Raw genomic sequence first — 21,217 nt, forward strand, 5'->3', positions numbered from 1 at the left:
CGTTTACGGTGGTCGCCGTTTTCCCCGCCGACGTCGTCCTTCGTGGCCCTGTGACTGCCACCCCTCGTCGCTTGCGAGCTCCGATCCCGTCACGTCGCCCAGGAGCTTGCGTACTGTCCAAACCGGACACTGACACCAGGAGCGAACTCGACCTGTCCGGCCCGCCGACCGCAGCGCGGCCAACGGCGACGGGTGTGGGGTTCACTGACGGCGGTCGCCCGATCGGGATCACTTCAGTGGGTCGAATCCGGCGGGTGAGCTGGTGCCGGTGCCATCTCAGTCGAAACAGGCCACTCTCAGTGCCGGAACTGGACATCTACAGGGTGATTTTTCAGAGATGTCGTGCTGACGGTCACCGACTGTCGATTCTGTTTATTGGTGGAATATCTATGTTGTTCACCGCCGGTGCGTCGGAGTCGGCCGGCGGCCACTCACCGCACCGGGTGAACCTGTTACGACATCGGGACCTGACAGCGCAGTGCGACTGAGCTGCGACTTCCGGGAGCAACCGGGCCGACCAGGGCATTCGGGCGGTGAGGCGCTTGGACTCCGCCTTCACTCGACCACGTCGCTGTGGTTTACTTCATGTCCAAACGAGCGGCTCTCGAACTCCGTGACAACGGTCCGTCGGACACGAGGCAAGACCGAGGCTCTTGGCCTTGAGGCTTGGAATGCGGTAACGAGTCTGTGTGGAGAAAATATCCGATGTGCTGCCGACCCATCACCGTATCCGGCGGTTTTCCTGACGTTCCGGTCAGCGGATTCCGCCACGACTTGAACGCGGGACAAGCATGAATCTGCAGTTCGCCCAGAAGGCCGTCGTGATCCGGGGCGGCGCCCTTCTCATGGTTCGCAAGAGCACGGAGGATCCGCACAACCCGAACCGGTGGGAGCTGCCCGGTGGCCGCATGAAGCCGTACGAGTCGATCGACGATCACCTGCGCCGGGAGATCTGGGAAGAGGTCGGGCTGACGGTCGTCCCAGGGCGGCCTCTCTCGATCTGGTCGTGGACCATGACTGCTGCGGGCGGTGCCGTGACAGTGGTCGCCGTCGCCAGGGCGTGCGAGGTGCTGGACGGGACGATCACGGGGGACAACCGCGACGTGGACGACTTCTTGGCGGAGAGCGAGTGGGTGCCGCTCGACTCGGTGCTCCGACGGGACGTCATACCCAGCCAGGAGCACGTACTGCGGGAGATCGTCGAGACGTCTCTGGTGGGCGCGTCCCGCTGACATGGACCTGCCCGGCAAACCTGCGCGCATCGTCATCTCGGGTTACACGGCGGCCGGCAAGACCACGCACGCGCGGCTGCTGGCACGCGAGCTGGGATGGCGTTACGTGGGCATGTCCACCGTGATGCACGAGCTTCTCGGCGTCACCGGTCAGGCCCAGGAGTGGGAGGCCGGTTTCGACGCTCGGCGCGCTGCCGACGTCGGGATCGACCGCCTCGCCGACGAGCAGATGACGGAGTTCGTCGCAGGCCAGGAGCACGTCGTGGTGGACGCATGGCTCCAGCCGTGGCTCCAACCGGCGGGCAGCTCCGTCAACGTCTGGTTCGAGTCCGATCATCGCAGCAGAGCCATGAAGTGCGCGGTGTCCTTTCTCCGGAACGGAGAACAACGCTCGGTCGCCGCCAGCAGCGAACTCGTCGCCGCCAAGGACCTGTTCTCCCGAGAGCAGTTCGCCCGCCTGTACGGGATCTCCTTCTCCTACTCGCCCGAGGTCTTCGACCTGCGCTGCGAGAACTCCGGTTTCATCCGCACACCCACGCTGGACGACTCGGACCGCGGCATCCGCGATTTTCAGGAAGTCCTGATGAGAGACGTAGAGAACCTGCTGGCAGACCGACCTTCCTGACGAGGAGCCGATATGCCCCATGAGGGATGCTTCCTGTGTGGCGCCATCCTCGGTGACCGGGACATTCCGTGGACGGACAGACCCTTGTTCCTGGATCCCAGGTTCGGTGCGGTAGTGCCGGGAGCGGGAGCTCTCGTGGCCGGGTACGTCCTCATCGCACCGAGCACGCATTCGCCTAGCCTCTGCACCGTCACCCGGCGACCCGGTTTCGCGCGGTTCCTCCAGACCGCGTTGGACTTCCTCCACGAAGCTCTGGGGCCGTTGACCTACTGGGAGCACGGAGGAACCTCGGCCGACTTCGGCTCGCCGACGTCCGCGTGCGTCGACCACGCGCACCTCCACGTCGTGCCGGGCAGCCCACCACTGACCCTGCCGTCTCCACCCGTCGTGGAGGCCGTGGACCTCGTCGCCCTGCTGGACGAAGCGCACGAGGACTGGACGGAACGCCCGTACCTGCTCGTTGGTGGTACAGACCGAAAATGTTCGCTCACCTCGGACATCGGTGTGCCGCAGTACTTCCGGCGGCAGCTCGCCCAGTGGACGGGCGAGCCGCATTCCTGGGACTACGCCGCGGTGCCGGGAGAGGTGCGCATGAGGGAGACCGTGGTCCGGCTCTTGCATCGGAGCCAGGGCACGATGAGATGAGCATGCGACTTCTACCGGCGGTTCGGCAGTACCGATGCGTGGACGAGGACCTCGTCGGCATCTCCATGGAGGCGGTGAAGCGGCGCTTCGAGGTGCTCCTCGCCGCGGGCGCCCAGGCCAGGAAGTTGCCGGGGTCGCTGGTCGCGGCAGGCCAGTACCTCGACCGCCACGACTTCGAACAGCGCGGCCTCTTCGGCACCGCGGCGGCGATCCTGGTGTTCGCCCAGGCCGGCCGGGACGAGAAGTCGATCGAGACGATCCAGGTCCTCGTGGACTACCTGCACGACCGGGCCGACCTCGAGCCGCGGCTCGCCGCCTCCGCCGAGGAGGCGATCGAGATCAGTCGTCGCATCGAGGTCGAGAAGCTGGACACGTTCAAGACAGCGGACCTCGTGTTCGCGCTGTCCTTCGTTCCCGCCGCCGTGTCCAGGCGAGACGAGTTGCTGCGATCGTTGACGCGGCGGATCGAGCAGGCCCGGTTGCCCCAGGGCGGCTGGGCGACGAGGCTGCAGGAGTCCGGCGAGTTCGATCCTCTTGCGACAGCTCACGTCGTACGCGCGATCCGTGCCGCCTCTGTTCCCGTTCGACCGGCCGACATGGACGCGCTGCTCAAATCCGTCGTCGGGGGCGAGCAGGCCGGCACGGACAGGTACGTGCGGTGCTTCGCCTTGCTGACGCTCACGTACTGCGACGCGAAGGTCCATCGTGCAGCGGTCGAGAACGAGTTCAAGCGCCTCACTCGCGAGCTGCACGCCGATCTCGGTGTGCTCGTGGAGGCCAACTACGAGTACACCGTGGGAAAGCGTCAGTACTACGTCCGGATCCCCTGGCAGCTGTACCTGGTCGAGCTCACCGTGCGCCTGCACCCGACGACCCGGTTCTTCCACTCCTACGTCCAGGACCACCTGCTGCGGGTCATCGCAGCGGTCGACTCGGCGGACGGCTTCCGATATCCGGCGTCCGGCAGCGCTCTGTCGACGCGGACCTACGGCACGGTGTGCAACCTTTTGAACGAGATCCAACAGCGCCTGTCGAGCGTGCCGCGCATGCGGATGGCCAGCCAGCTGATCAACAACGTCACCCGGTTCGCGTACTCGAGAACGGCCGCGATCGTGTTGTGGTTGTCGACCGGCGCCGTCGTGGCGATCACCACCGCGCAGTGGTGGCTCGACGACAGCAGCTCGGCGAAGGAGCTCACACCGAACTTCCTCGCGACGTTCGTCCTGGTGGCCGGCCAGGTCGCGCTCAGCCGGTTGCGGCGCTAGACCGTCGTTTGCGTGCTACGAGCCGGGTGAACGAGCTGGAGTACCCGAACGCGTCGCCGTCGATCTGGCTCAGGTCCTCCACGTCGAACATCGGCGTGGCCACCTCCTCGAGGTAGGGCGGGTCGACGAAGCGCCGCACATGACCGTCCAGGGCGTACATGTCCTGCTCCAGGCGGGTTCCTCTGGCGTGCAGAGGATCCCGGGTGGACCTGAAGAGGGCCACGAACGCGCCACCGGGTTTGAGCACCCGGCTGATCTCGGACAACGCCTGCCTGGTCACGCTGTCCGTGAAGTAGTGCAACGACAGCCGGCTGTAGACCAGGTCGAAGCGCTCACAACGGCCCGGCAGAGGACTTGCCGTGTCAGCGGCGACGTAGGCCACGCCACCGCCGCCACGGGCCTTCGCCTCATGCAGGGCAACCGGTGAGATGTCGGTCGCCACCACCGAATGGCCGAGTTCGTGGAAGTAGCGCGCGTCGCGTCCGCTGCCACACCCGAGCTCGAGAACCAGGCCCGGGTGGCGGAGCATTCCCCCGCTCGCCTGGGCGAGATCGGAGGGACCCGTTGCCGATGGTGTCAGTCTGCGTGCGCGATGCAGGTCGTCCCAGTACCGGCCTTGGTTCGTCATCGACCGTCTCCACGAGCGTGCGGACATGACTGTGGTGCGGACCCGGCAGCCTAGCCGGGCAGACGGGGTTCGCCTCTCGGGCCCAGCGTTGGGAGGACTTCACGGTGACGCAGCGGAGGATTTTCGTCGTTGTGGCCTGGTTGGACGCGGGAGCGCCGGCCTGGGTACGCTCGTCAGGTCGAAAAGGACCTTGGCCGGCATTGGTAAGCCCGGCCCCTCGCAAGAGGCTCCGTTCGCCACCCCGGTGGCGACCCGCGACAAGTTCTTGGTGGGCAACCGAGGCTTGACGCGGCACGTCCTGTCGAGTTCCGGCTGCTCACCTCGTCATCGGTGCGAGGAGAAGTCATGCCCGTCATTCGGGTGGGGTCGGCGGTCACCCAGATCAACGTGTTCACGGTGGAGCCCGGTCGCCAGCAGCCGCTGCTCGACTACCTGGCGCAGGCCGCCGAGGTGGCCGCTGAGGTGCCCGGCTGGATCTCGGCCAGTCTGCACCGCAGCCTGGACGGCACGCGCGTGGTCAACTACGCGCAGAGCGCCGACCTCGACGCGGCACAGCGCGTGGTCCGGCACCTGGGGTCGCGGGGGCTGCTGGAGGGCAACAAGGCGTTCGGGCAGGCGCAGCCCGGTCTGTACGAAGTCTCGTTCACGCTCGACCGGGACGACCTCTGATCAAGCTCTGACCGACCTCTGACCGGACGACGTGGTCCGGGTGGTCCCAGCGCGCGTCGTCACATCGGCACGCGCTAGGGGAGGTAGCTGTCCGGAGGGATCTGCAGGGCGATCGTGATCAGCGAGTGCACCCGTGTGGCGATGATCGCGAGCAGGCCCTGCATCTCCGGTGCCGCGCCGTCGGCCGCGGTCTGGAGGGTCTGCAGGTCGACGTCGATGCGGTCGAGGATCGCCGCGACGTCGGCCTGGCGGGCCGTGAGGGCCGTGGAGATCTCGTCCAGGGGAACTCCGTGGACTTCCAGACGTTGGACGAGGTGGATCCGGTCGACGTCGGCGGGGGAGTAGAGGCGGTAGTTCGACGCCGTGCGCTGGGCGGGGCTGATCAGGCCCAGCGTCGTGTAGTAGTCGATCGTGCGGATGCTGACGCCGGCTCGCGCGGCCAGCTCGCCGATCTTGAGCAACGCTTCGCTCACGTGGACCTCCTCCGAGCAACCATACAGTGCTACGTGCTACTGTCGGAAACATGCCTGATGAAGCCGACGTGGACGGCTGCAGTAGTACGCCGGGGCGAGCCCGGCGCACCGTCTCGAGTGCCGCGGGTGCGGCATGTTGATCCTCTCCGGACTGCTGGCGATCGTGGCGCTCACCGCCGCCACCGGGTACTTCGTCGCCCAGGAGTTCGCGTACATGGCGGTCGACCGCGGTCGGCTGCAGCAGATGTCCGAGGCGGGCGACAAAGCCGCCGACCGCGCGCTGCGCGTGACGCAGAAGCTGTCGTTCATGCTCTCCGGTGCCCAGTTCGGCATCACCGTCACCGCGCTGCTGGTCGGTTACGTCGCCGAACCGCTGCTCGGCACGGGGCTCGCGAACCTGCTCGGCCTGCCCGAGTCGTTCGGCGTGCCGCTGTCGATGGCGGTCGCGCTGACGTTCGCGACCGTGGTGCAGATGGTGCTCGGCGAGCTGCTGCCGAAGAACCTCGCGATCGCGAAGCCCGAGGCGCTGGCGACCTGGCTCGCCTCGTCGACGCTGGTGTACCTCAAGATCGCCGGTCCGGTGATCCGCCTGTTCGACGCGACCGCCAACAAGCTGTTGCGGTCGATCGGGATCGAGCCGGTGGAGGAGCTCCCGCAGGGTGCGACGCCCGAGGACCTCAAGCAGATCGTGGGCGACGCGGGCGACCAGGGACACCTGGACCCGGAGCTGGCCCAGCTGCTCGACCGCGGGCTGGACTTCCGCGAGCTCGTGGCCGAGCAGGCCATGACGCCGCGGGTGAACGTCCAGTCGGTCCGCGTCGACGAGCCCGCGTCCAGGGTCGTCGAGCTGCTCGACACCGGCCACTCGCGGTTCCCGGTGGTGGGCAAGGACCTCGACGACATCCAGGGCGTCGTGGGGCTGGCGGAGGTGCTGACCCTCACGCCGGAACAACGACCCGTCACGCCGATCGGCGAGATCGCCTCGACCGCGCTCGTCGTGCCCGCGACGTTGCCGCTTCCCGCCGTGCTGGAACGCCTGCGCGCCGAACGGCGGCAGCTCGCGTGCGTGCTGGACGAGTTCGGCGGCTTCGCCGGGATCGTCTCGCTGGAGGACCTCGCGGAGGAGCTCGTCGGGGAGATCCACGACGAGGACGACCTGGTCGAGGACGCGATCGAGCGCGTCGACGACACCAGGTGGCAGGTGCCCGGCCGCATGCGCCTCGACGAGATCGAGGACGCGACCGGTGTCGCGCTGCCCGAGGACGACGCGTACGACACGGTGTCGGGCCTCGTGCTGCACCGGCTCGGCCGGACCGCCGAGGTCGGCGACGAGATCCGGCTCGGCGAGGTGACGCTGCTGGTCGGCGCGGTCTCGCGCAACGTGCCGGACACCGTCGTGGTGACCACCAAGGTGCCGGAGGAGGCCCGATGAGCATCGGAACGGCCCTGGGGATCTCCCTCGTCCTGTTGGCGCTGAACGCCTTCTTCGTCGCCGCGGAGTTCGCGTTGATCGCGGCCAAGCGGCACCGGCTGGAGCAGGAGGCCGAGACGTCGCGGGCGGCGCGTGCCGCCGTGGCGGGTGTGCGTGAGCTGTCGTTGATGCTCGCGGGCGCCCAGCTGGGCATCACGCTGTGCACGCTGGGACTCGGCGCGCTGGCGAAGCCGGCCGTGGCGGACCTGTTCGACCCGCTGTTGCAGCTGGTGGGACTGCCGGACGCGGTCGCGTACGGCATCGCGTTCACGATCAGCCTCGTGCTGGTGGTGTTCCTGCACATGGTCGTCGGTGAGATGGCGCCGAAGTCGTGGGCGATCTCGCACCCGGAGAAGTCCGCGCTGCTGCTGGCACTGCCGTTCCGGGCGTTCGCGCACTCGGTCCGCTGGGTCCTCAGTGGACTGAACTCGACGACGAACGGCCTGCTGCGCCTGATGAAGGTCGAGCCGCAGGACGAGCTGGCGCAGGCGCACCGGCCGGACGACCTGCGCATGCTCGTGCGCCAGTCCGGCGAGCACGGCCTGATCCCCGAGGGCCAGCAACGGCTGCTGACCCGCATGCTCCAGGTGCAGAAGACGACGCTGCGCGAGGTGATGGTGGCGATCGAGGAGACCTCGACGGTCACCGAGGACACCACGGCCCGCGCGATCGAGCGCCGCAGCCTCCAGTGCGGACGGTCGCGGTTCCCGGTCACCGGTACCGGCGGCGAGTTCGTCGGCCTGGTGCACATCCGGGAGGCGATGCGCGCCACGGCCGCGGGCGACGACCCCGCCGCCGGGGACCTGATGGCCCCGGTGCTGACGTTGCCCGCCTCGATGCCGGTCGCCGCCGCCGTCACCGCGATGAAGGCGGACCGGGCGCAGCTCGCGCTCGTGGCCGACGAGGACCGCGTGATCGGCATCGCGGCGCTGGAGGACCTGCTCGAAGAGCTGATCGGCGACTTCGACGACGAGACCGACGCACCGCGCGTTGCGGTGCGCCAGAAGTAACTCCAACCCAGTCCCCGCAGGAGGAGACTTGTTCAAGCGGATGCTCGGCGCGTTTGGTGTCGGCGGACCGTCCGTCGACACCGTGCTCGACTCGCCGCACGCCGCGCCCGGCCAGTTCGTCACCGGCCAGGTGCGCATCCAGGGCGGCAGCGCGGACGCTGAGATCGGCCAGGTCGTGCTGTCGCTCGTGACACGGGTCGAGGTCGAGCACGGCGACCACGAGTACGGCGGTGTGTCGGAGTTCTTCCGGACGATCGTGCAGCAGGGTGTGCGCGTCCCCGCCGGCCAGCTCGTGGCCGTCCCGTTCCAGCTCCCGATCCCTTGGGAGACCCCGATCACCGCGGTCGGCGGCAGCCAGCTGCCCGGCATGACCGTCGGCGTGCGCACGGAGCTCGTGATCGCCGGTGCCCCGGACAAGGGCGACCTCGACCCGATCCTGGTGCACCCGCTGCCCTCGCAGGACGCGGTGCTCAACGCCTTCGGGCAGCTCGGGTTCCAGTTCCGCAGCGCGGACGTCGAGGCGGGCCGGCTGCACGGCGTGCCGCAGGAGCTCGGCTTCTACCAGGAGATCGAGTTCTACCCGCCCGGCCAGTTCGCCGGCTCGGTCAGCCAGGTCGAGCTCACGTTCGTCGCGAACCCGCACGAGCTGTACGTGATCCTCGAAGCCGACAAGCGCGGGGGCATGTTCTCCTCCGGCGGTGACTCGTTCGGCCACTTCCGCGCCTCACACCAAGAGGCGCAGGGCACCGACTGGGCGTCGGCGATCAACGGCTGGCTCGCCCAGGTCGCGCAGCGCGGCCACGCCAACCCGGCGTTCGGCGGCGGCCACAACCCGGCCTTCGGCGGGCACGGCGGCGGCTACAACCCCGCGTTCGGCGGCCAGCCCGGCTACGGCCACCAGCAGCACGGTTACGGCGGCCACCACGGCTACGACCAGCACGGGCACCACGGTCACCGCAGTGGTCCCGGCGTCGGCGGCATGGTCGCGGCGGGCGCGGCCGGCGTGGTCGGCGGCATGATCCTCGGCGAGGTCGTCGAGGAGGTCTTCGAGGACGAGGGCGGCGACGACTTCGCCTTCGGCGAGGAATGACCTGAGGAACCGCTGCTCCGGCGTCCCCCCAGCGGACGCCGGAGCAGCGGCGGTCGGTCAAGCACAACGCTCGGACGGGACACCCGTGCGGGCGTTGTGCCGAGCTCCGCACAGGCTCGTCACCGGTGCCGCGTCGACCCCTCGATCCGCCGCACCCCCGAGGACGCCCCGCTCACCGGGGAGCGTGCGCGGTCACCACCAGCTCTGCGAGGTGGACGTGTCGCACTGCGTCGCGCGCAGGGCGAAGTAGTTGTCCATGCAGCGCCCGGTGGCCTGGTTCTTGAACTCGGTGGTGCCGTCCGGCCAGTTGTGCCAGTACCAGCTCTGGTACTTCGACTTGTTGCAGTCGAAGGCGCGCAGGCCGTACTCGACGCTGTCGTCGACGCACCGGCCGGTGGAGACGCTGCGCATCTCGTGGGTCTGGTCGGCCCAGTCGGTGATCTGCCACTTCTGGAAGTTGCTCCCGTTGTACTGGTAGGTCCGCAGCCCGAACTCGAAGCTGTCGTCCAGCCACAGACCGGTGTCCTGGTTCTTGAACAGCCGGCAGCACCACGGGTTGGCCTGGGTGGTCATCTCGCCGGACGCGACGACCTTCTCCACGGGCGCGGCGGAGGCACCGGTGGTCGTGCCCACGACCACCAGGCTCGCCAGGAAGCAGGCGACGAACGCCGCCCGCAGGACTTTTCGCATTGTTCCCCTCGATCCTGGACGGGGGTCTTCCCCCTGGGGAGCACTGTGCGCGCCGGGCGTTGAGGAAACGTTGCGCTCTCGTTGTTCCGGCACCACACCCCCTCTGACCAGGCGCTCAACGTCACTTCAACAGTTCCGCATCGCCTGCCGGAGATCGTGGCGCCGGTCGGACCGGCCGACCGGTGCTTCCAGGGGGTTACGTGAGACGACGACTTCGACGCCGATGGCTGTGCGTGGCCACGGCGGTGGCGGTGATGGGCGCGATCGGCGCGGGTGGGGCGAGTGCCTCGCCCGAGGACCAGGTGAAGGTGGACGTCGCCGCGCGGGCGGCCGACGAGGTGCCGGTGGACCGGCGGGCCGAGGTGCTCGGCCAGGGGTGGGAGCGGTCGGGCGACCGGGCGTGGACCACCAGCGGCGACGCGGACGGGCTGCACGTGCTGGTCGCCGACGGGGCACAGGGCTACCGCTGGCGGACCGCCGCCACGCTGGCCGTGCCCGGCGTGGAGACCGACCAGTGGATCGGCAACGCGTGCGTCACGGGCTCCGGCGAGCGAGCGGTGGTCGTGTACGCGCCGCGGGCGTTCACCAACAAGGCGGACCTGGCGGGCCGTGGCGGGTTCACCGCCGTGGTGGACCTGCGGAACGGGGCGGTGCGCACGCTGCCGGTGCGCTCCAGCCTGGCGTACTTCACGCCGGCGTGCGGGCCGGACGAGTCCGCCGTGCTGACCCAGGAGGGCGGCGACGACCTCGGTGCCACGCGGCTGCTCCGGCTCGACGCGGTGACGGGGGCGGTGGCCGCGCCGATCGAGGTGCCGGGACAGCTGACCTCGGCCGTGCCCACGAAGGACGGGATCGTCGCGGCCGAGCCGGGCGGGCTCGTGCGCGTCGGCGGCGACGGGAAGCGCAGTCTGCTGGCGCCCGCCGCGGGTGTGCCGTTCGACGTGGCCGCCGATGCCGACGGCGGAGTCGTGTTCCTGCAACAGGAAGAGGACCGCGCCGTCGTGAAGCGGGTGGCCGCCGGGCGCACCGCCACGCTGGCCGACGGACGGCTGACCGACGTCGGCGTCACGTCCGGGCGAGGTGGGCGCGTCTTCGTCACCGGCGCCAAGCAGGCCAAGGAGTCCGCGCCCGCGAGCGTGTCGCTGGTGGACGTCCCCAAGGACGCCGTGCTGTCGTCCGACGGCGCCGTCGCGGTCACCTCGGTCCGCAAGACGAAGCAGGCCGATCCGCGGCTGCCCGCCGAGGACCCGACCGCTCCGCAGCCGGTGAACATCGGCGTGAAGTCCTTGCGCACCGGCAAGTCCGTCGACCTCGCGGCCACGCCGGACCCTGCCCCGGCCGGCGCGGCAGGTGAGCGGGCGGCCACCGCGGCGACCGTCGCCGACACCCCCGCCGACCTGGCCGACCGGGTCTGCTCGGTGCCGCGCAACGACCCGGCGAACCAGGCGATGCAGCCCAAGCCCCGCCAGGTGGAGTGGGCTGTCGACCAGGCCGTGCGCGGCGCGCTGACCGTGGCGCGGCCCGCGAACTGGAAGAACCTCGGGATGCCCGCCTACACGCCGCAGGGCCTGTTCCCGTCGATCCCGCTCGACGGCGGCGGGTACGTGCCCGCGCAGGTGATGCTCGGCATCGCCGCCCAGGAGTCGAACCTGTGGCAGGCCGCGAAGGTCGCCGTGCCCGGCGTGACGGCGAACCCGTTGATCGGCAACTACTACGGCATCGACTACTACAACGGCACCGAGGCCGACGACTGGACGATCCGCTGGGACAAGGCCGACTGCGGCTACGGGATCACCCAGATCACCGACCACATGCGGTTGGCGGGCAAGGAGAAGGGGCCCGACGACACCGCCTGGCCCTACCAGCAGCAGCGCGCCGTCGCGCTGGACTTCGCGACCAACGTCGCGGCCGGGCTGCGCACCCTGCAGACGAAGTGGAACCAGCTGCGCCAGGCGGGCATGACGCTCAACAACGGCAAGCCGGAGAAGATCGAGAACTGGTTCCTGGCCGCGTGGGCGTACAACTCGGGACTGCACCCCGACGCGCACGACGGACAGGCGTGGGGGCTGGGCTGGCTCAACAACCCGGCGAACCCGCGCTACCCGGCCAACCGCGCGCCGTTCCTGGAGACCTCCTACGAGGACGCGGCGCATCCCGGCCAGTGGCCCTACCCGGAGAAGGTGCTCGGGTGGGCGGGCCACCCGATCGAGGCGCTGGAGTCGCCCGGCACGTTCGTGTCCGGGTACCGGGCCGCGTGGTGGAACGGCGACGGGGAGACCGGGGTGCAGTACCGGCGCGGGGTCAAGCCGCCGGTGAACCAGTTCTGCGGTCCCGGCGACTCCTGCTTCCCCGACCGGCCGAAGGTCACGCCGACCGCGCCGGACGTCGTGGGCGAGCCCGCCGGCCCCTGCTACCACACCGACAGCGCGGGCCGGTACGACCTGAAGTGCTGGTTCCACGGTTCGACGCTGTGGAAGGAGGACTGCGACTACACCTGCGGCAACGAGCTGCTGCGGTTCGACCCCGGCTACGCCTACCAGGACGACGCCACCAGCTACCCGCCGTCGTGCACCCTGGCGGGCCTGCCCGCGGGCGCGCTGGTCGTGGACGACGTGCCGGACTCGGTGCCGTCGGTGCGGCCCGGCTGCGGGCACCCGTGGACCAGCGCGGGGGCGTTCAGCCTGTCCTACCGCGACGACGGGACCGGGCACTTCCCCGGCAAGGTGGACACCCACCAGATCGGCGGCGGGTTCGGCGGGCACTTCTGGTTCACCCACACCCGCACCGCGGCCGCCGAGGGCGGCCGGCTGGAGGTGCGCGGCACGTGGCGGCTGAACCAGGCCAGGACGGGGCCGATGAAGGTGCTCGTCGCGCTGCCGGACCACGGCGCGCAGACCGACCTGGCATCCTACCGGGTCAACGCCGCTGGTGGCGGGCGCGACCAGGTGCTGCGGCAGCCCGGTGACGGCAACCGGTGGGTCCCGCTGGGCACCTACATGTTCGACGGGGTCGTCCCGGAGGTGACGCTCAGCTCGGTCACCGAGGACGGTGACGGGTCGAAGGACATCGCGTTCGACGCGGTGGCGTTCGTGCCGATCGAAGGCACCTACCACGAGGAGACCGTCGAGGCGGTCGCGGTGTTCGACGAGAACCAGAACATCGACACGCCCGCGCCGGGGTCCTGGCTCGGCGGCCCGCTGGGAGGCAGGCAGGCGCTGTTCGACTGGGGCTTCGACACCACGACCGCGATCAACGCCCTGCCGGACTGCCCGGCCGGCGTCACCGGCGGCGCGTGCCTGTCGCCCGCGCTGCGGACGTTCGACGACCGGTGGCGCGACCAGGTGCTGCGCTCGGGCACCGACCCGGTGAACCACCCGCCGGGGCTGAGCGAGGCCCGGTGGGTCGGGTTCGCCAACGCCTACACCGACCGGCCCGCGAGCGACGCGCGCCCCGCGTCGTTCGACGACGACGGCCGGTACAAGCACAAGATCAGGTCGACGGTGTCGTTCGTCGCCGACCCGGCGGGCAAGGTCGTGCCGGGCAGCGAGGCGGCGCGCTACGAGAGCAGGACCGGGAACACGCACCTCCCCGGCTTCTTCCTGGAGCTGGTGTCCGCGCTGCGGCAGGACTACGGCATCGCCGCCCCCGACCTGCGCTACTCGATGCCCGACCTGAACGCGCACGACGGCGTGTGGCGCACGGCCGACCCGATCGCGACCGGCGTGCTGCCCGGCCGCGAGTACAAGAACGCGGGCATGGCGCCGGCGGTGTTCGACCTCGATCCCGCCGCGGGCAACGGGAGCGAGTGCGTCCGCACGGTGACCACCTCGGGCGGCACCATCGGCTACCGGCCGATGCTCAGCCAGTCGGGGCCCACCGGGGCGGTCCGGGAGTGGCAGGCCAGGGTGGCCGACCACCCGGCCGTGCCGCGGGAGGTGAAGACGCTGAGCGCCGACCTGCTGGGGATGTTCTTCGGCACCGGCGCGGTTCCCGGCGTGGACGCCAGCATCTTCGGCCAGGCCCCGCCGATCTGGCAGGAGCTGAACTTCGCGGCCTGCTCGGACGGGACCGTGCGGCGCAGCGGGGCACTCGCCCCGGTGCTCACCGCGAGCTACATGCCCGACCAGTACCTCTACCACAACGGGAAGGCCATCGACCGCGACGGCCGGTACAGCGGGTCCGCCGCACCGGTGATGAAGGGGGACTTCCTGACGTTCTCCCAACTCCCCGCCGCGGGGATCGAGAACGCCTACGACGACTGCGGGCCCGACCGCGTGGAGCGGTACGGCAACCCGTGGAAGGTCTCCGTCCCGTCCGATCCCGGCGTCAACCCGGCGAGCGTCCACTTCTGCCGGGCGTTCGTGACCGACAGGCCCGACCCGCGGTACTCGGGCTCGCACTGACCGGAAGCGGGGTCCACCGTCCACACCGGACGGTGGACCCCCGCCGCGTCACCCCGCGGCCGCGAGCAGGTCCAGCACCTCGGCCGACCGCGGGTTCCCGGTGCTGCGGAACAGCTCCAGGGCCCTGAGCAACGCCTGCCGCGCCGCGGCCGGCTCCTCCAGCCCGAGGTGGATCCGCCCCTTGACGAGCAGCGACTCCGGCAGGGCGATCTGGTCCGCGACCGGGTCCAGCAGGGCGATGGCGGCGTCGACGTGCTCCAGCGCGTCCGGCACCTTCCCCAGGTCCAGCTCGGCCTCGGCGATGTTGCCCAGGACGAAGCCCTCGTAGTACGCCGTGCCGATCTCCCGGTACAGCTCCAGCGCCTCCTGGCTGCACGCCAGCGACTCGGCGGGGCGGCCGGACATCCCCTCCAGCGCGGCGAGGTTGAGCAGCACGTGCGCGACCTGCACCGCGCTGCCCGACCTGCGGGCCGCCGCCAGCGCCCGGTGCAGCCACTCGGCCGACTCCGCCACCTGCCCGGCGTAGAGGAACGTCAGCCCGAAGGTGACCATGGCGATCGACGCCATCGCGTCGTCGCCCACGCGCTTGCTGATCGCGAGCGACTCCCGCTGCCACGCCCTGGCCTCCTCGTAGCGGCCCAGGCTGCTGAACGCGGACCCCTGGAGGTGGGTCGAGTGGATCATCGCCGTGTCGTCACCGGTGCGCCGGGCGCACCGCAGCCCCAGTTCCGCGGCGCGCACGAGGTCGTCCAGGTGCCGCTCGGGCTCGTGGAAGGCCTGCAGCAGGTAGGCCAGCTGCCAGCCGTGAGTGTCGAAGCCCCGGTCGGCGGCGTGCTCCAGCACCGCGAGCAGCGTGGTCCGGTGGGCGCGGTACCACGACTTCGCCGCGTGGGCGTCGGCGAAGTCGGGTGGGCGCGGGACGTCCTCGGCCGGGGGACCGACCTGGACGGTGGTCGGGGTGAACGCGACCGTCTTCGCCCGGAGCAGGGCGTGCAGGTACCAGTCGAGGATGCGCCGGGTCGCGGCGGCCAGGTCGTCGGGGTCCTCCTCCTCGGCGGCCCGTTCCGCCGCGTAGACCTGGAGCAGGTCGTGGAACCGGTAGCGGCCGAGCTGGTCGCGTTCCAGCAGGTGCACCGAGACCAGCTGCTCCAGCAGCCGGCGGGTGGCGGCGGGCTCGGCGCGCAGCAGGGCCGACGCCGCGGCCAGCCCGATCTCCGGCGCCGGGTGCAGGCCGAGGTAGCGGAAGGCGCATGCCACGTCGGAGGGCAGGCCCCGGTAGGACCAGGAGAACACCGCGCGCGGGTCGATCGCCGGGTCGTCCGGGGTGGACAGCAGGTCCAGGCGGTCGTGCCGCGCGGTCAGGTCGGCCACGAGGTCGGCCAGCGGCGTCGTGGCGAGGGTGGCCGCCTGCTGTGCGGCGACGACGAGCGCCAGCGGCAGCCGTCCGCACAGCTCGACCAGGTCCGCCACCGCCTCCCGCGCGGCCTCCACCCGGTCGCCGCCGACGATCCCGGCGACCAGCGCCACGGCCTCCGCCCGGTCGAGCACACCGAGGTCGAGCCTGCGCGCCCCGTCGCTGACCGCGAGGCCGCGCAGCTCGTTGCGGCTGGTCACCAGCACCGCGCACCCGGTGCCGGGCAGCAGCGGCCGCACCTGCCCCGCGTCACGGGCGTTGTCCAGGAACAGCAGCACCCGGCGACCGGTCAGCGTCGTGCGCAGCAGGGCCGACCGCTCCTGCGCGGCGCGCGGGATCCTGGCCGCGGGCACCCCCACCGCCCGCAGCACGATGTCCAGCGCCAGCGCGGGGTCCATCGGCTCGCCGGGACCGAAGCCCCGCAGGTCGAGGTGGACCTGCCCGTCGGGGAAGCGGCCGCGGACGCGGTGCGCCCAGTGCAGGGCCAGCGTCGTCTTGCCGGCACCGCCGGGCCCGTGCACCGCGACGACCAACGGCGGCCCGTTCGGGTCGCAGGCGTCCAGTGCCGCGTCGAGCACCGCGAGCTGCGCCTCCCGGCCGGTGAACGCGCTGGTGGCCTGCGGCAGCTGGCGCGGCCCCTCGTCGGCGGCCAGCACGCGCTGGTGCAGGTGGCGGAGCGCGACACCGGGGTCGGCGCCCAGCTCGTCGGCCAGCTCCCGCCGCACCCGCTCGTAGTGGCCCAGCGCGTCCGCCTGCCGCCCGCTGCCGTGCAGCGCGGTGATCAGCTGCCCGGCGATCCGCTCGTCCAGCGGGTGCTCCGCGGCCAGCGCGGTCGACGGCCCGACCACCTCGCTGTGCCTGCCCAGCCGCAGCAGGACGTCGTGGTGGTCCAGCACCGCCGCACGCCGTTCCGCGAGCAGCGCCTCCCTGACGTCGAGCAGCCACGGCGTCTCGACCCCGGCGAACGGCTCGCCCGTCCACACCCCGAACGCCTGCCGGTACAGCTCGGCGGCCGTCTTGTCGTCCGCCTCCCCGGCCTCGGCGACCAGCCGGCGGAACCTGCCCAGGTCGACCTGGCCGGCGTCCACGTCGAGCACGTACCCGGCCGGTCCCCGCCGGAGGGCGAACCCGTCGCCGTCGGGCAGCGCGGTCCGCAGCTTCGACAGGTAGCTGCGCAACGTCCCCGGCGCCCCGGCGGGCGCGGCCGCGCCCCAGACCCGGTCGGCCAGCCGGTCCAGCGGCACCGGCTGGCCCGCCTGGACCAGCAGCACCGCCAGCACGCACCGCTGGCGAGCGGGCCCCAGGTCGGCCACCTCGTCCCCGACCCCTGCCTCGACACCGCCGAGCAGCCTGAACCAGACCCCCATGAGGTTCCCCCGCCACCAGATGGACCTGTGCCGGGCGAGTGTCGCACCTCGACGCGCCGGTCGGCCGTGGCGCGACCGGTTCCGGACGAATCCGGTCAGCCGGTGGCCGCGCCCTCCCGCTGAGCTGGCCCTCAACGCGGTCACAACATTCGAGCAACGCCGGGCGGCGACTCTGCGCGCATGACGAGAAGACGGGGGAGAAGGGCCGCGTTGTGCACGTTGGTCCTCGCGATGATCGCGCCGGCCGCGCCCGCGCACGCCGACGAGCGCACGGAGCTGCTCGGCGGCGGCTGGCAGCAGTCGGGCGACCGGATGGTCACCACCAACGGCGACGCCACCGGGCTGCACCTGCTCGTGGCCGACGCCAGGACGGGCTACACCTGGCGCACCGCCGCCACGCTGGCCGTGCCGGGCGTCGAGGCCGACCAGTGGGTCGGCAACGTGTGCGTCACCGGATCCGGCAGGCGCGCGGTCGCCGTGTACGCGCCACGCACGTTCACCAACAACCAGCAGCTCGCCAACCGGGGCGGCTTCACCGCGGTCGTCGACCTCGATTCCGGCGCCGTGACGCGCCTGGAGGTGCGCACGTCGCTGGCGTACTTCAACCCCGGCTGCGGCAAGGGGGAGACGGCGGCGCTGACGCAGGAGGGCGACGAGGACCTCGGCAAGACCGGCGTCCTCGTGGTCGACGCGGCGAACGGGCACGTCGGCCCGCGCACGGAGCTGAGCGCCCAGGTCACCTCCGCGACGCCCGTCGACGACGGGGTCGTGGTCGCCGACGCCGCGGGCCTGATCCAGGTGAAGGCCGACGGCACCAAGGACCGGCTCGTGCGCGGCACCAGCGGTGTGCCGTTCAACGTCGCCGTGGACGCCGAGGGCGGCGTGGTGTTCATGGACCACGACAAGGACATGATGCGCGTGCGCCGCGCACTGCCCGGCAAGGACGCCGTCACGCTCGCCACCGGCCGCGAGGTCGGCGTCCAGCGGGGCGCGGGTGGTCGCGTGTTCCTCACCGGCAAGGCGGACCGGACCGAGTCGCTGCCGAAGTCCGTGACGAAGGTCGACGTCCCCGCGACGTCCGTCGTGTCCACCACGGGCGAGGCCGCGGTGACGGAGGTGAACCCGAAGACCGAGGCCGACCCGCGCAGCACGCGTCCGGTGCAGATCAAGGGCAAGAGCCTGAAGACCGGCAGGGTGCTCAGCCACGACCTCAACCCGAAAGCCGCTCAACCGGCTGCGGCACAGGCACTCCAGGCCGCGTCCGCGGCGTCGGTCCCGTCGGAGGACCCGCTCGACGCGAACCGCGTGTGCTCCGTGCCGCGCAACGACTTCCGCGTTCAGGTGATGCAGCCCAAGCCGCGTCAGGTGGAGTGGGCGGCGAACATGGCGGTCAAGGACCACCTGCACAACGCCAGGCCCGCGAACTGGCACGGCAACGGCCTCGGCTCGTACACGCCGCAGGGCATGTTCCCGTTGCCGCAGCTGGCCGGAGCGCCGAACGCGCACGTGCCGATGCAGATCCTGCTCGGCATCCTCGGCCAGGAGTCGAACCTCTGGCAGGCCGACCGCTACACCCTGCCCGGTGAGTACGGAAACCCGTTGATCGGCAACTACTACGGCCTCGACGTCACCGACTCGTCCGACTGGAACATCAACTGGGGCAAGTCGGACTGCGGTTACGGCGTCTCGCAGATGACCGACGGCATGCGGCTCCCCGGTCATCCCAAGCCGAACACCCCCGACAACCCGAAGCCGCACGACCAGCAGGTCGCGATCGCCACGGACTACGCGGCGAACCTCGCCTCGGGACTCCAGCTGCTGATCGGCAAGTGGAACCAGATGCAGGCCAAGGGGATGACGCTGAACGACAACAACCCCTCGCGCCTGGAGAACTGGTTCTACGCTGTGTGGGCGTACAACTCGGGATACCACGAGCAGGGCGAGGACGGGGCCAACGGCGCGTACGGCCTCGGCTGGCTGAACAACCCGATCAACCCGCGCTACCCGGCGGCCCGCGCGCCGTTCGGGAAGGACCCGCACGACTTCGCGCACCCGCAGGGCTGGCCGTACCCCGAGAAGGTGCTCGGCTTCGCCGCGAACCCGCCGTCGGGCTACGAGTCACCCGGCCAGACCGTCCCGTTCTTCCGCGCGGCGAGCTGGCCCGGCACCACCGACTCCGAGACGACACCGGGTTCGGCGACCTACAACCGCGCCCACGCGTGGCCGACCCACGAGCTGTTCTGCGTCGCCGCGGAGCAGTGCTACACCGGCGGCCAGTTCCCGCCCAACGGCCCGGACGTGCAGGGGGAACCCGTCGGACCGTGCGGTCACACCGACGCGGCCGGTCTGTACGACCTCAAGTGCTGGGTGCACCACCCCGCCACCTGGAAACCGGACTGCAACGCGACCTGCGGTCGTGAGTACGAGCGCTTCCCGTACCCGGACTACGCCGACGAACAGGCCGACGGCACGTCGTACCCGCCGAGGTGCGACAACTCCGGGATCGACAACACGATGCTGGTGATCGACAACCGTCCCGACGACGAGGCGCCGATCCGCAACTCGTTGTGCAAGGCCGGCATCCGCGGCAACTCCGGCTCGTTCGGCCTCACCTTCGGCAAGGACGACAGCGGCCGGGCGACCGGGCAGATCGACCTGCACCAGATCGGCGGCGGCTTCGGCGGCCACTTCTGGTTCGGGCACAACACCGTGAACAGCGACGTGGGGCGCAGGTTCCAGATCACCGGCACGTGGGAGTTCGACAACGTCGTCGACGGCCTCGGCCAGGTGATGGTGCACCTGCCGGCGCACCTCGACGCGAGGACCACCGACGCCGCCTTCGCGAACTACACGGTCTACACGTCGAACGGGCCGGTGAAGAAGAAGCTGGACCAGCTCGGCGCCTACGACCGGTGGGTCACGCTGGGCGAGTTCCCCTTCTACGGCAAGCCGAAGGTGTCGCTCACGAACCTGATGGACGGCCCCGAGGCGGCGACCGACGTCGTGTGGGACGCGATCGCGATCCGGCCGCTGGGCGGTCATGACAGCGCGGCGCCGTACATGCCGCAGATCCGCAGCGTCGCCGTGGACAAGAGGTGCCTGCAGCCCGCGCAGAACGCGAGCACCGCCCGCATCGAGCTCAGGGCGTGCTCGTCGTGGACGGCGAACACGTGGATCGTCAAGAAGGTGGGAACGGTCGGCACCACCCCGACCTACAGCGTCCAGGACCGCGCGACCGGGCTGTGCCTGGAGCCGGAGAACGGCAGCACCGACGTCGACGTGCCGATGCGCCTGGGCACGTGCAACGCCGAGTTCAACAACCTCCAGCAGTGGTTCGGCTTCGTCGACCGCAACCCCGGCACGCCGGACGGCCAGGGTGAGGCGAAGATGAGGAACCTGCGCAGCCAGAAGTGCCTCGAGCCGCAACGCGACGGCGAGGGCGACGGCATCCACTGGCTGGTCAAGCAGACGAGCTGCTCGGCGGAGGACGGCTCGTGGCCGGACTGGTCGTTCGAGATGAGCTGATCCGGGGCCGGGCTTGCGGCAGCCAGTCGCAAGCCCGGTCGGCCACGGCTTCGGTGGCGAGGTGCACGACGCGCGCCGCCGCGATCACCGGTACCTGGTGATCGCGGCGGCGGTTCAGGACATCACCCGGGAAACCCCGTCAGCACCGGACGTTGGCCCCGTTGCCGACCAGCAGGGAGTCCTTGACCCAGCCCTGCCGGTTGGTGGTGAAGTCGAACAGGTGCGACCAGGTGCCGCCGTCGCCGGGCTTCCAGCAGTCGAGCTGCACGGAGTGGCTGGCCTGGCCCTGGCCGACGGCGGTGCAGCCGGTGCCGGGGCCGGTCCTGATGTTGATGCCGTTGCCCGAGAAGTACTGGCCGATGCGGCCGTCCTTGATGCTCCACCCGTTGTCCGGGCACGACGCCGCGTTCGCCTGCGGTGCCGCGACCAGGACGCTCATCCCGAAGGCGAGTGCGACTGCGGCGCCGACTGCCCCCGCTTTCTTCGCCAATTCCATTGTTTCCTCCCCAGAAACGTCGGGCGGCCACTGCGCGCGGAACCGCGGAAGCCACCCTTTTCGGCGGCGCGACCAACGTCGCCGAATTCATGTGGAAACAGCCGCGCGCTCACGTGAGCACGCGGTCGGCGCGGCAGCAGAACAAGTGCGCTCACCAGCGCAGAATTCCGTGCGAAGAAGACTCTCTCCCCAGAAAGTCCTGGTCAGCGCACGC

Annotated in this window: 15 protein-coding genes; 10 read left to right on the forward strand and 5 right to left on the reverse strand. The window is 70.7% G+C overall.

Annotated elements, in window-relative coordinates; all coding sequences use genetic code 11:
* Positions 1-791 precede the first annotated feature (791 nt).
* The 4 genes from ACFWV3_RS25175 (at position 792) to ACFWV3_RS25190 (ending at position 3,767) form a co-directional block, all read left to right on the forward strand.
* A complete protein-coding gene (locus ACFWV3_RS25175) occupies positions 792-1,232 on the forward strand; it encodes an NUDIX domain-containing protein (protein WP_382414237.1) in 441 nt (146 codons plus the stop codon).
* Between the two features lies 1 nt (position 1,233).
* Complete coding sequence (locus ACFWV3_RS25180) at positions 1,234-1,857, forward strand: hypothetical protein (RefSeq protein ID WP_382414239.1); 624 nt, start codon at positions 1,234-1,236, stop codon at positions 1,855-1,857.
* 135 nt (positions 1,858-1,992) lie between these two features.
* Positions 1,993-2,502 (forward strand): hypothetical protein, encoded by a 510-nt coding sequence (locus tag ACFWV3_RS25185; RefSeq protein ID WP_382414241.1) that lies wholly within the window; start codon positions 1,993-1,995, stop codon positions 2,500-2,502.
* A 2-nt stretch (positions 2,503-2,504) separates the two neighbouring features.
* A complete protein-coding gene (locus ACFWV3_RS25190; RefSeq protein ID WP_382414243.1) occupies positions 2,505-3,767 on the forward strand; it encodes a hypothetical protein in 1,263 nt (420 codons plus the stop codon).
* Here the strand turns inward: ACFWV3_RS25190 and ACFWV3_RS25195 are convergent.
* Complete coding sequence (locus ACFWV3_RS25195) at positions 3,748-4,395, reverse strand: class I SAM-dependent methyltransferase (RefSeq protein ID WP_382414245.1); 648 nt, start codon at positions 4,393-4,395, stop codon at positions 3,748-3,750. The two genes, ACFWV3_RS25190 and ACFWV3_RS25195, sit on opposite strands and share 20 nt — an antisense overlap.
* A gap of 345 nt (positions 4,396-4,740) precedes the next feature.
* Between ACFWV3_RS25195 and ACFWV3_RS25200 the strand changes: the two genes are divergently transcribed.
* Complete coding sequence (locus ACFWV3_RS25200; RefSeq protein WP_382414247.1) at positions 4,741-5,064, forward strand: antibiotic biosynthesis monooxygenase; 324 nt, start codon at positions 4,741-4,743, stop codon at positions 5,062-5,064.
* Positions 5,065-5,138: 74 nt separating this feature from the next.
* Here ACFWV3_RS25200 and ACFWV3_RS25205 read toward each other — a convergent pair whose 3' ends face one another.
* Positions 5,139-5,537 (reverse strand): MerR family transcriptional regulator, encoded by a 399-nt coding sequence (locus ACFWV3_RS25205; protein ID WP_382414249.1) that lies wholly within the window; start codon positions 5,535-5,537, stop codon positions 5,139-5,141.
* A gap of 133 nt (positions 5,538-5,670) precedes the next feature.
* Between ACFWV3_RS25205 and ACFWV3_RS25210 the strand changes: the two genes are divergently transcribed.
* Genes ACFWV3_RS25210 through ACFWV3_RS25220 form a run of 3 tightly spaced genes read left to right on the forward strand, consistent with a single transcriptional unit; the run spans position 5,671 to position 9,108 of the window.
* Positions 5,671-6,969, forward strand: a complete 1,299-nt coding sequence (locus tag ACFWV3_RS25210) for a hemolysin family protein (RefSeq protein ID WP_382414251.1) — start codon at positions 5,671-5,673, stop codon at positions 6,967-6,969.
* Complete coding sequence (locus ACFWV3_RS25215) at positions 6,966-8,018, forward strand: hemolysin family protein (protein ID WP_382414252.1); 1,053 nt, start codon at positions 6,966-6,968, stop codon at positions 8,016-8,018. The genes ACFWV3_RS25210 and ACFWV3_RS25215 overlap by 4 nt, the downstream gene beginning before the upstream one ends.
* Before the next feature lie 28 nt (positions 8,019-8,046).
* A complete protein-coding gene (locus ACFWV3_RS25220) occupies positions 8,047-9,108 on the forward strand; it encodes a sporulation protein (RefSeq protein WP_382414254.1) in 1,062 nt (353 codons plus the stop codon).
* 192 nt (positions 9,109-9,300) lie between these two features.
* Here the strand turns inward: ACFWV3_RS25220 and ACFWV3_RS25225 are convergent, their stop codons facing one another.
* Positions 9,301-9,798, reverse strand: a complete 498-nt coding sequence (locus ACFWV3_RS25225) for a carbohydrate-binding protein (protein ID WP_382414256.1) — start codon at positions 9,796-9,798, stop codon at positions 9,301-9,303.
* A gap of 233 nt (positions 9,799-10,031) precedes the next feature.
* Between ACFWV3_RS25225 and ACFWV3_RS25230 the strand changes: the two genes are divergently transcribed.
* Positions 10,032-14,201, forward strand: coding sequence for a hypothetical protein (locus ACFWV3_RS25230; RefSeq protein ID WP_382414258.1), 4,170 nt, complete (start codon positions 10,032-10,034; stop codon positions 14,199-14,201).
* 48 nt (positions 14,202-14,249) lie between these two features.
* On the opposite strand, the gene ACFWV3_RS25235 is transcribed toward ACFWV3_RS25230, so the two are convergent.
* Entirely contained in the window at positions 14,250-16,982 is a 2,733-nt protein-coding gene (locus ACFWV3_RS25235) for a BTAD domain-containing putative transcriptional regulator (RefSeq protein WP_382414259.1), read from the reverse strand.
* A 180-nt stretch (positions 16,983-17,162) separates the two neighbouring features.
* Between ACFWV3_RS25235 and ACFWV3_RS25240 the strand changes: the two genes are divergently transcribed.
* Positions 17,163-20,507: a hypothetical protein gene (locus ACFWV3_RS25240; RefSeq protein WP_382414261.1), complete on the forward strand. Its 3,345-nt coding sequence runs from the start codon at positions 17,163-17,165 to the stop codon at positions 20,505-20,507.
* Positions 20,508-20,646: 139 nt separating this feature from the next.
* Here ACFWV3_RS25240 and ACFWV3_RS25245 read toward each other — a convergent pair whose 3' ends face one another.
* A complete protein-coding gene (locus tag ACFWV3_RS25245; protein WP_382414263.1) occupies positions 20,647-21,003 on the reverse strand; it encodes a hypothetical protein in 357 nt (118 codons plus the stop codon).
* Positions 21,004-21,217 lie beyond the last annotated feature (214 nt).

The organism is Lentzea sp. NPDC059081 (assembly GCF_042738015.1).
Classification (GTDB): Bacteria; Actinomycetota; Actinomycetes; order Mycobacteriales; family Pseudonocardiaceae; genus Lentzea.

Bases quoted from the DNA above. Each gene is read 5' to 3' on its own strand.
- ACFWV3_RS25235 (WP_382414259.1), bottom strand. From the start codon at position 16,982: ATGGGGGTCTGGTTCAGGCTGCTCGGCGGTGTCGAGGCAGGGGTCGGG.
- ACFWV3_RS25200 (WP_382414247.1), top strand. From the start codon at position 4,741: ATGCCCGTCATTCGGGTGGGGTCGGCGGTCACCCAGATCAACGTGTTC.
- ACFWV3_RS25225 (WP_382414256.1), bottom strand. From the start codon at position 9,798: ATGCGAAAAGTCCTGCGGGCGGCGTTCGTCGCCTGCTTCCTGGCGAGC.
- ACFWV3_RS25175 (WP_382414237.1), top strand. From the start codon at position 792: ATGAATCTGCAGTTCGCCCAGAAGGCCGTCGTGATCCGGGGCGGCGCC.
- ACFWV3_RS25245 (WP_382414263.1), bottom strand. From the start codon at position 21,003: ATGGAATTGGCGAAGAAAGCGGGGGCAGTCGGCGCCGCAGTCGCACTC.
- ACFWV3_RS25210 (WP_382414251.1), top strand. From the start codon at position 5,671: ATGTTGATCCTCTCCGGACTGCTGGCGATCGTGGCGCTCACCGCCGCC.
- ACFWV3_RS25180 (WP_382414239.1), top strand. From the start codon at position 1,234: ATGGACCTGCCCGGCAAACCTGCGCGCATCGTCATCTCGGGTTACACG.
- ACFWV3_RS25190 (WP_382414243.1), top strand. From the start codon at position 2,505: ATGCGACTTCTACCGGCGGTTCGGCAGTACCGATGCGTGGACGAGGAC.
- ACFWV3_RS25215 (WP_382414252.1), top strand. From the start codon at position 6,966: ATGAGCATCGGAACGGCCCTGGGGATCTCCCTCGTCCTGTTGGCGCTG.
- ACFWV3_RS25195 (WP_382414245.1), bottom strand. From the start codon at position 4,395: ATGACGAACCAAGGCCGGTACTGGGACGACCTGCATCGCGCACGCAGA.
- ACFWV3_RS25240 (WP_382414261.1), top strand. From the start codon at position 17,163: ATGACGAGAAGACGGGGGAGAAGGGCCGCGTTGTGCACGTTGGTCCTC.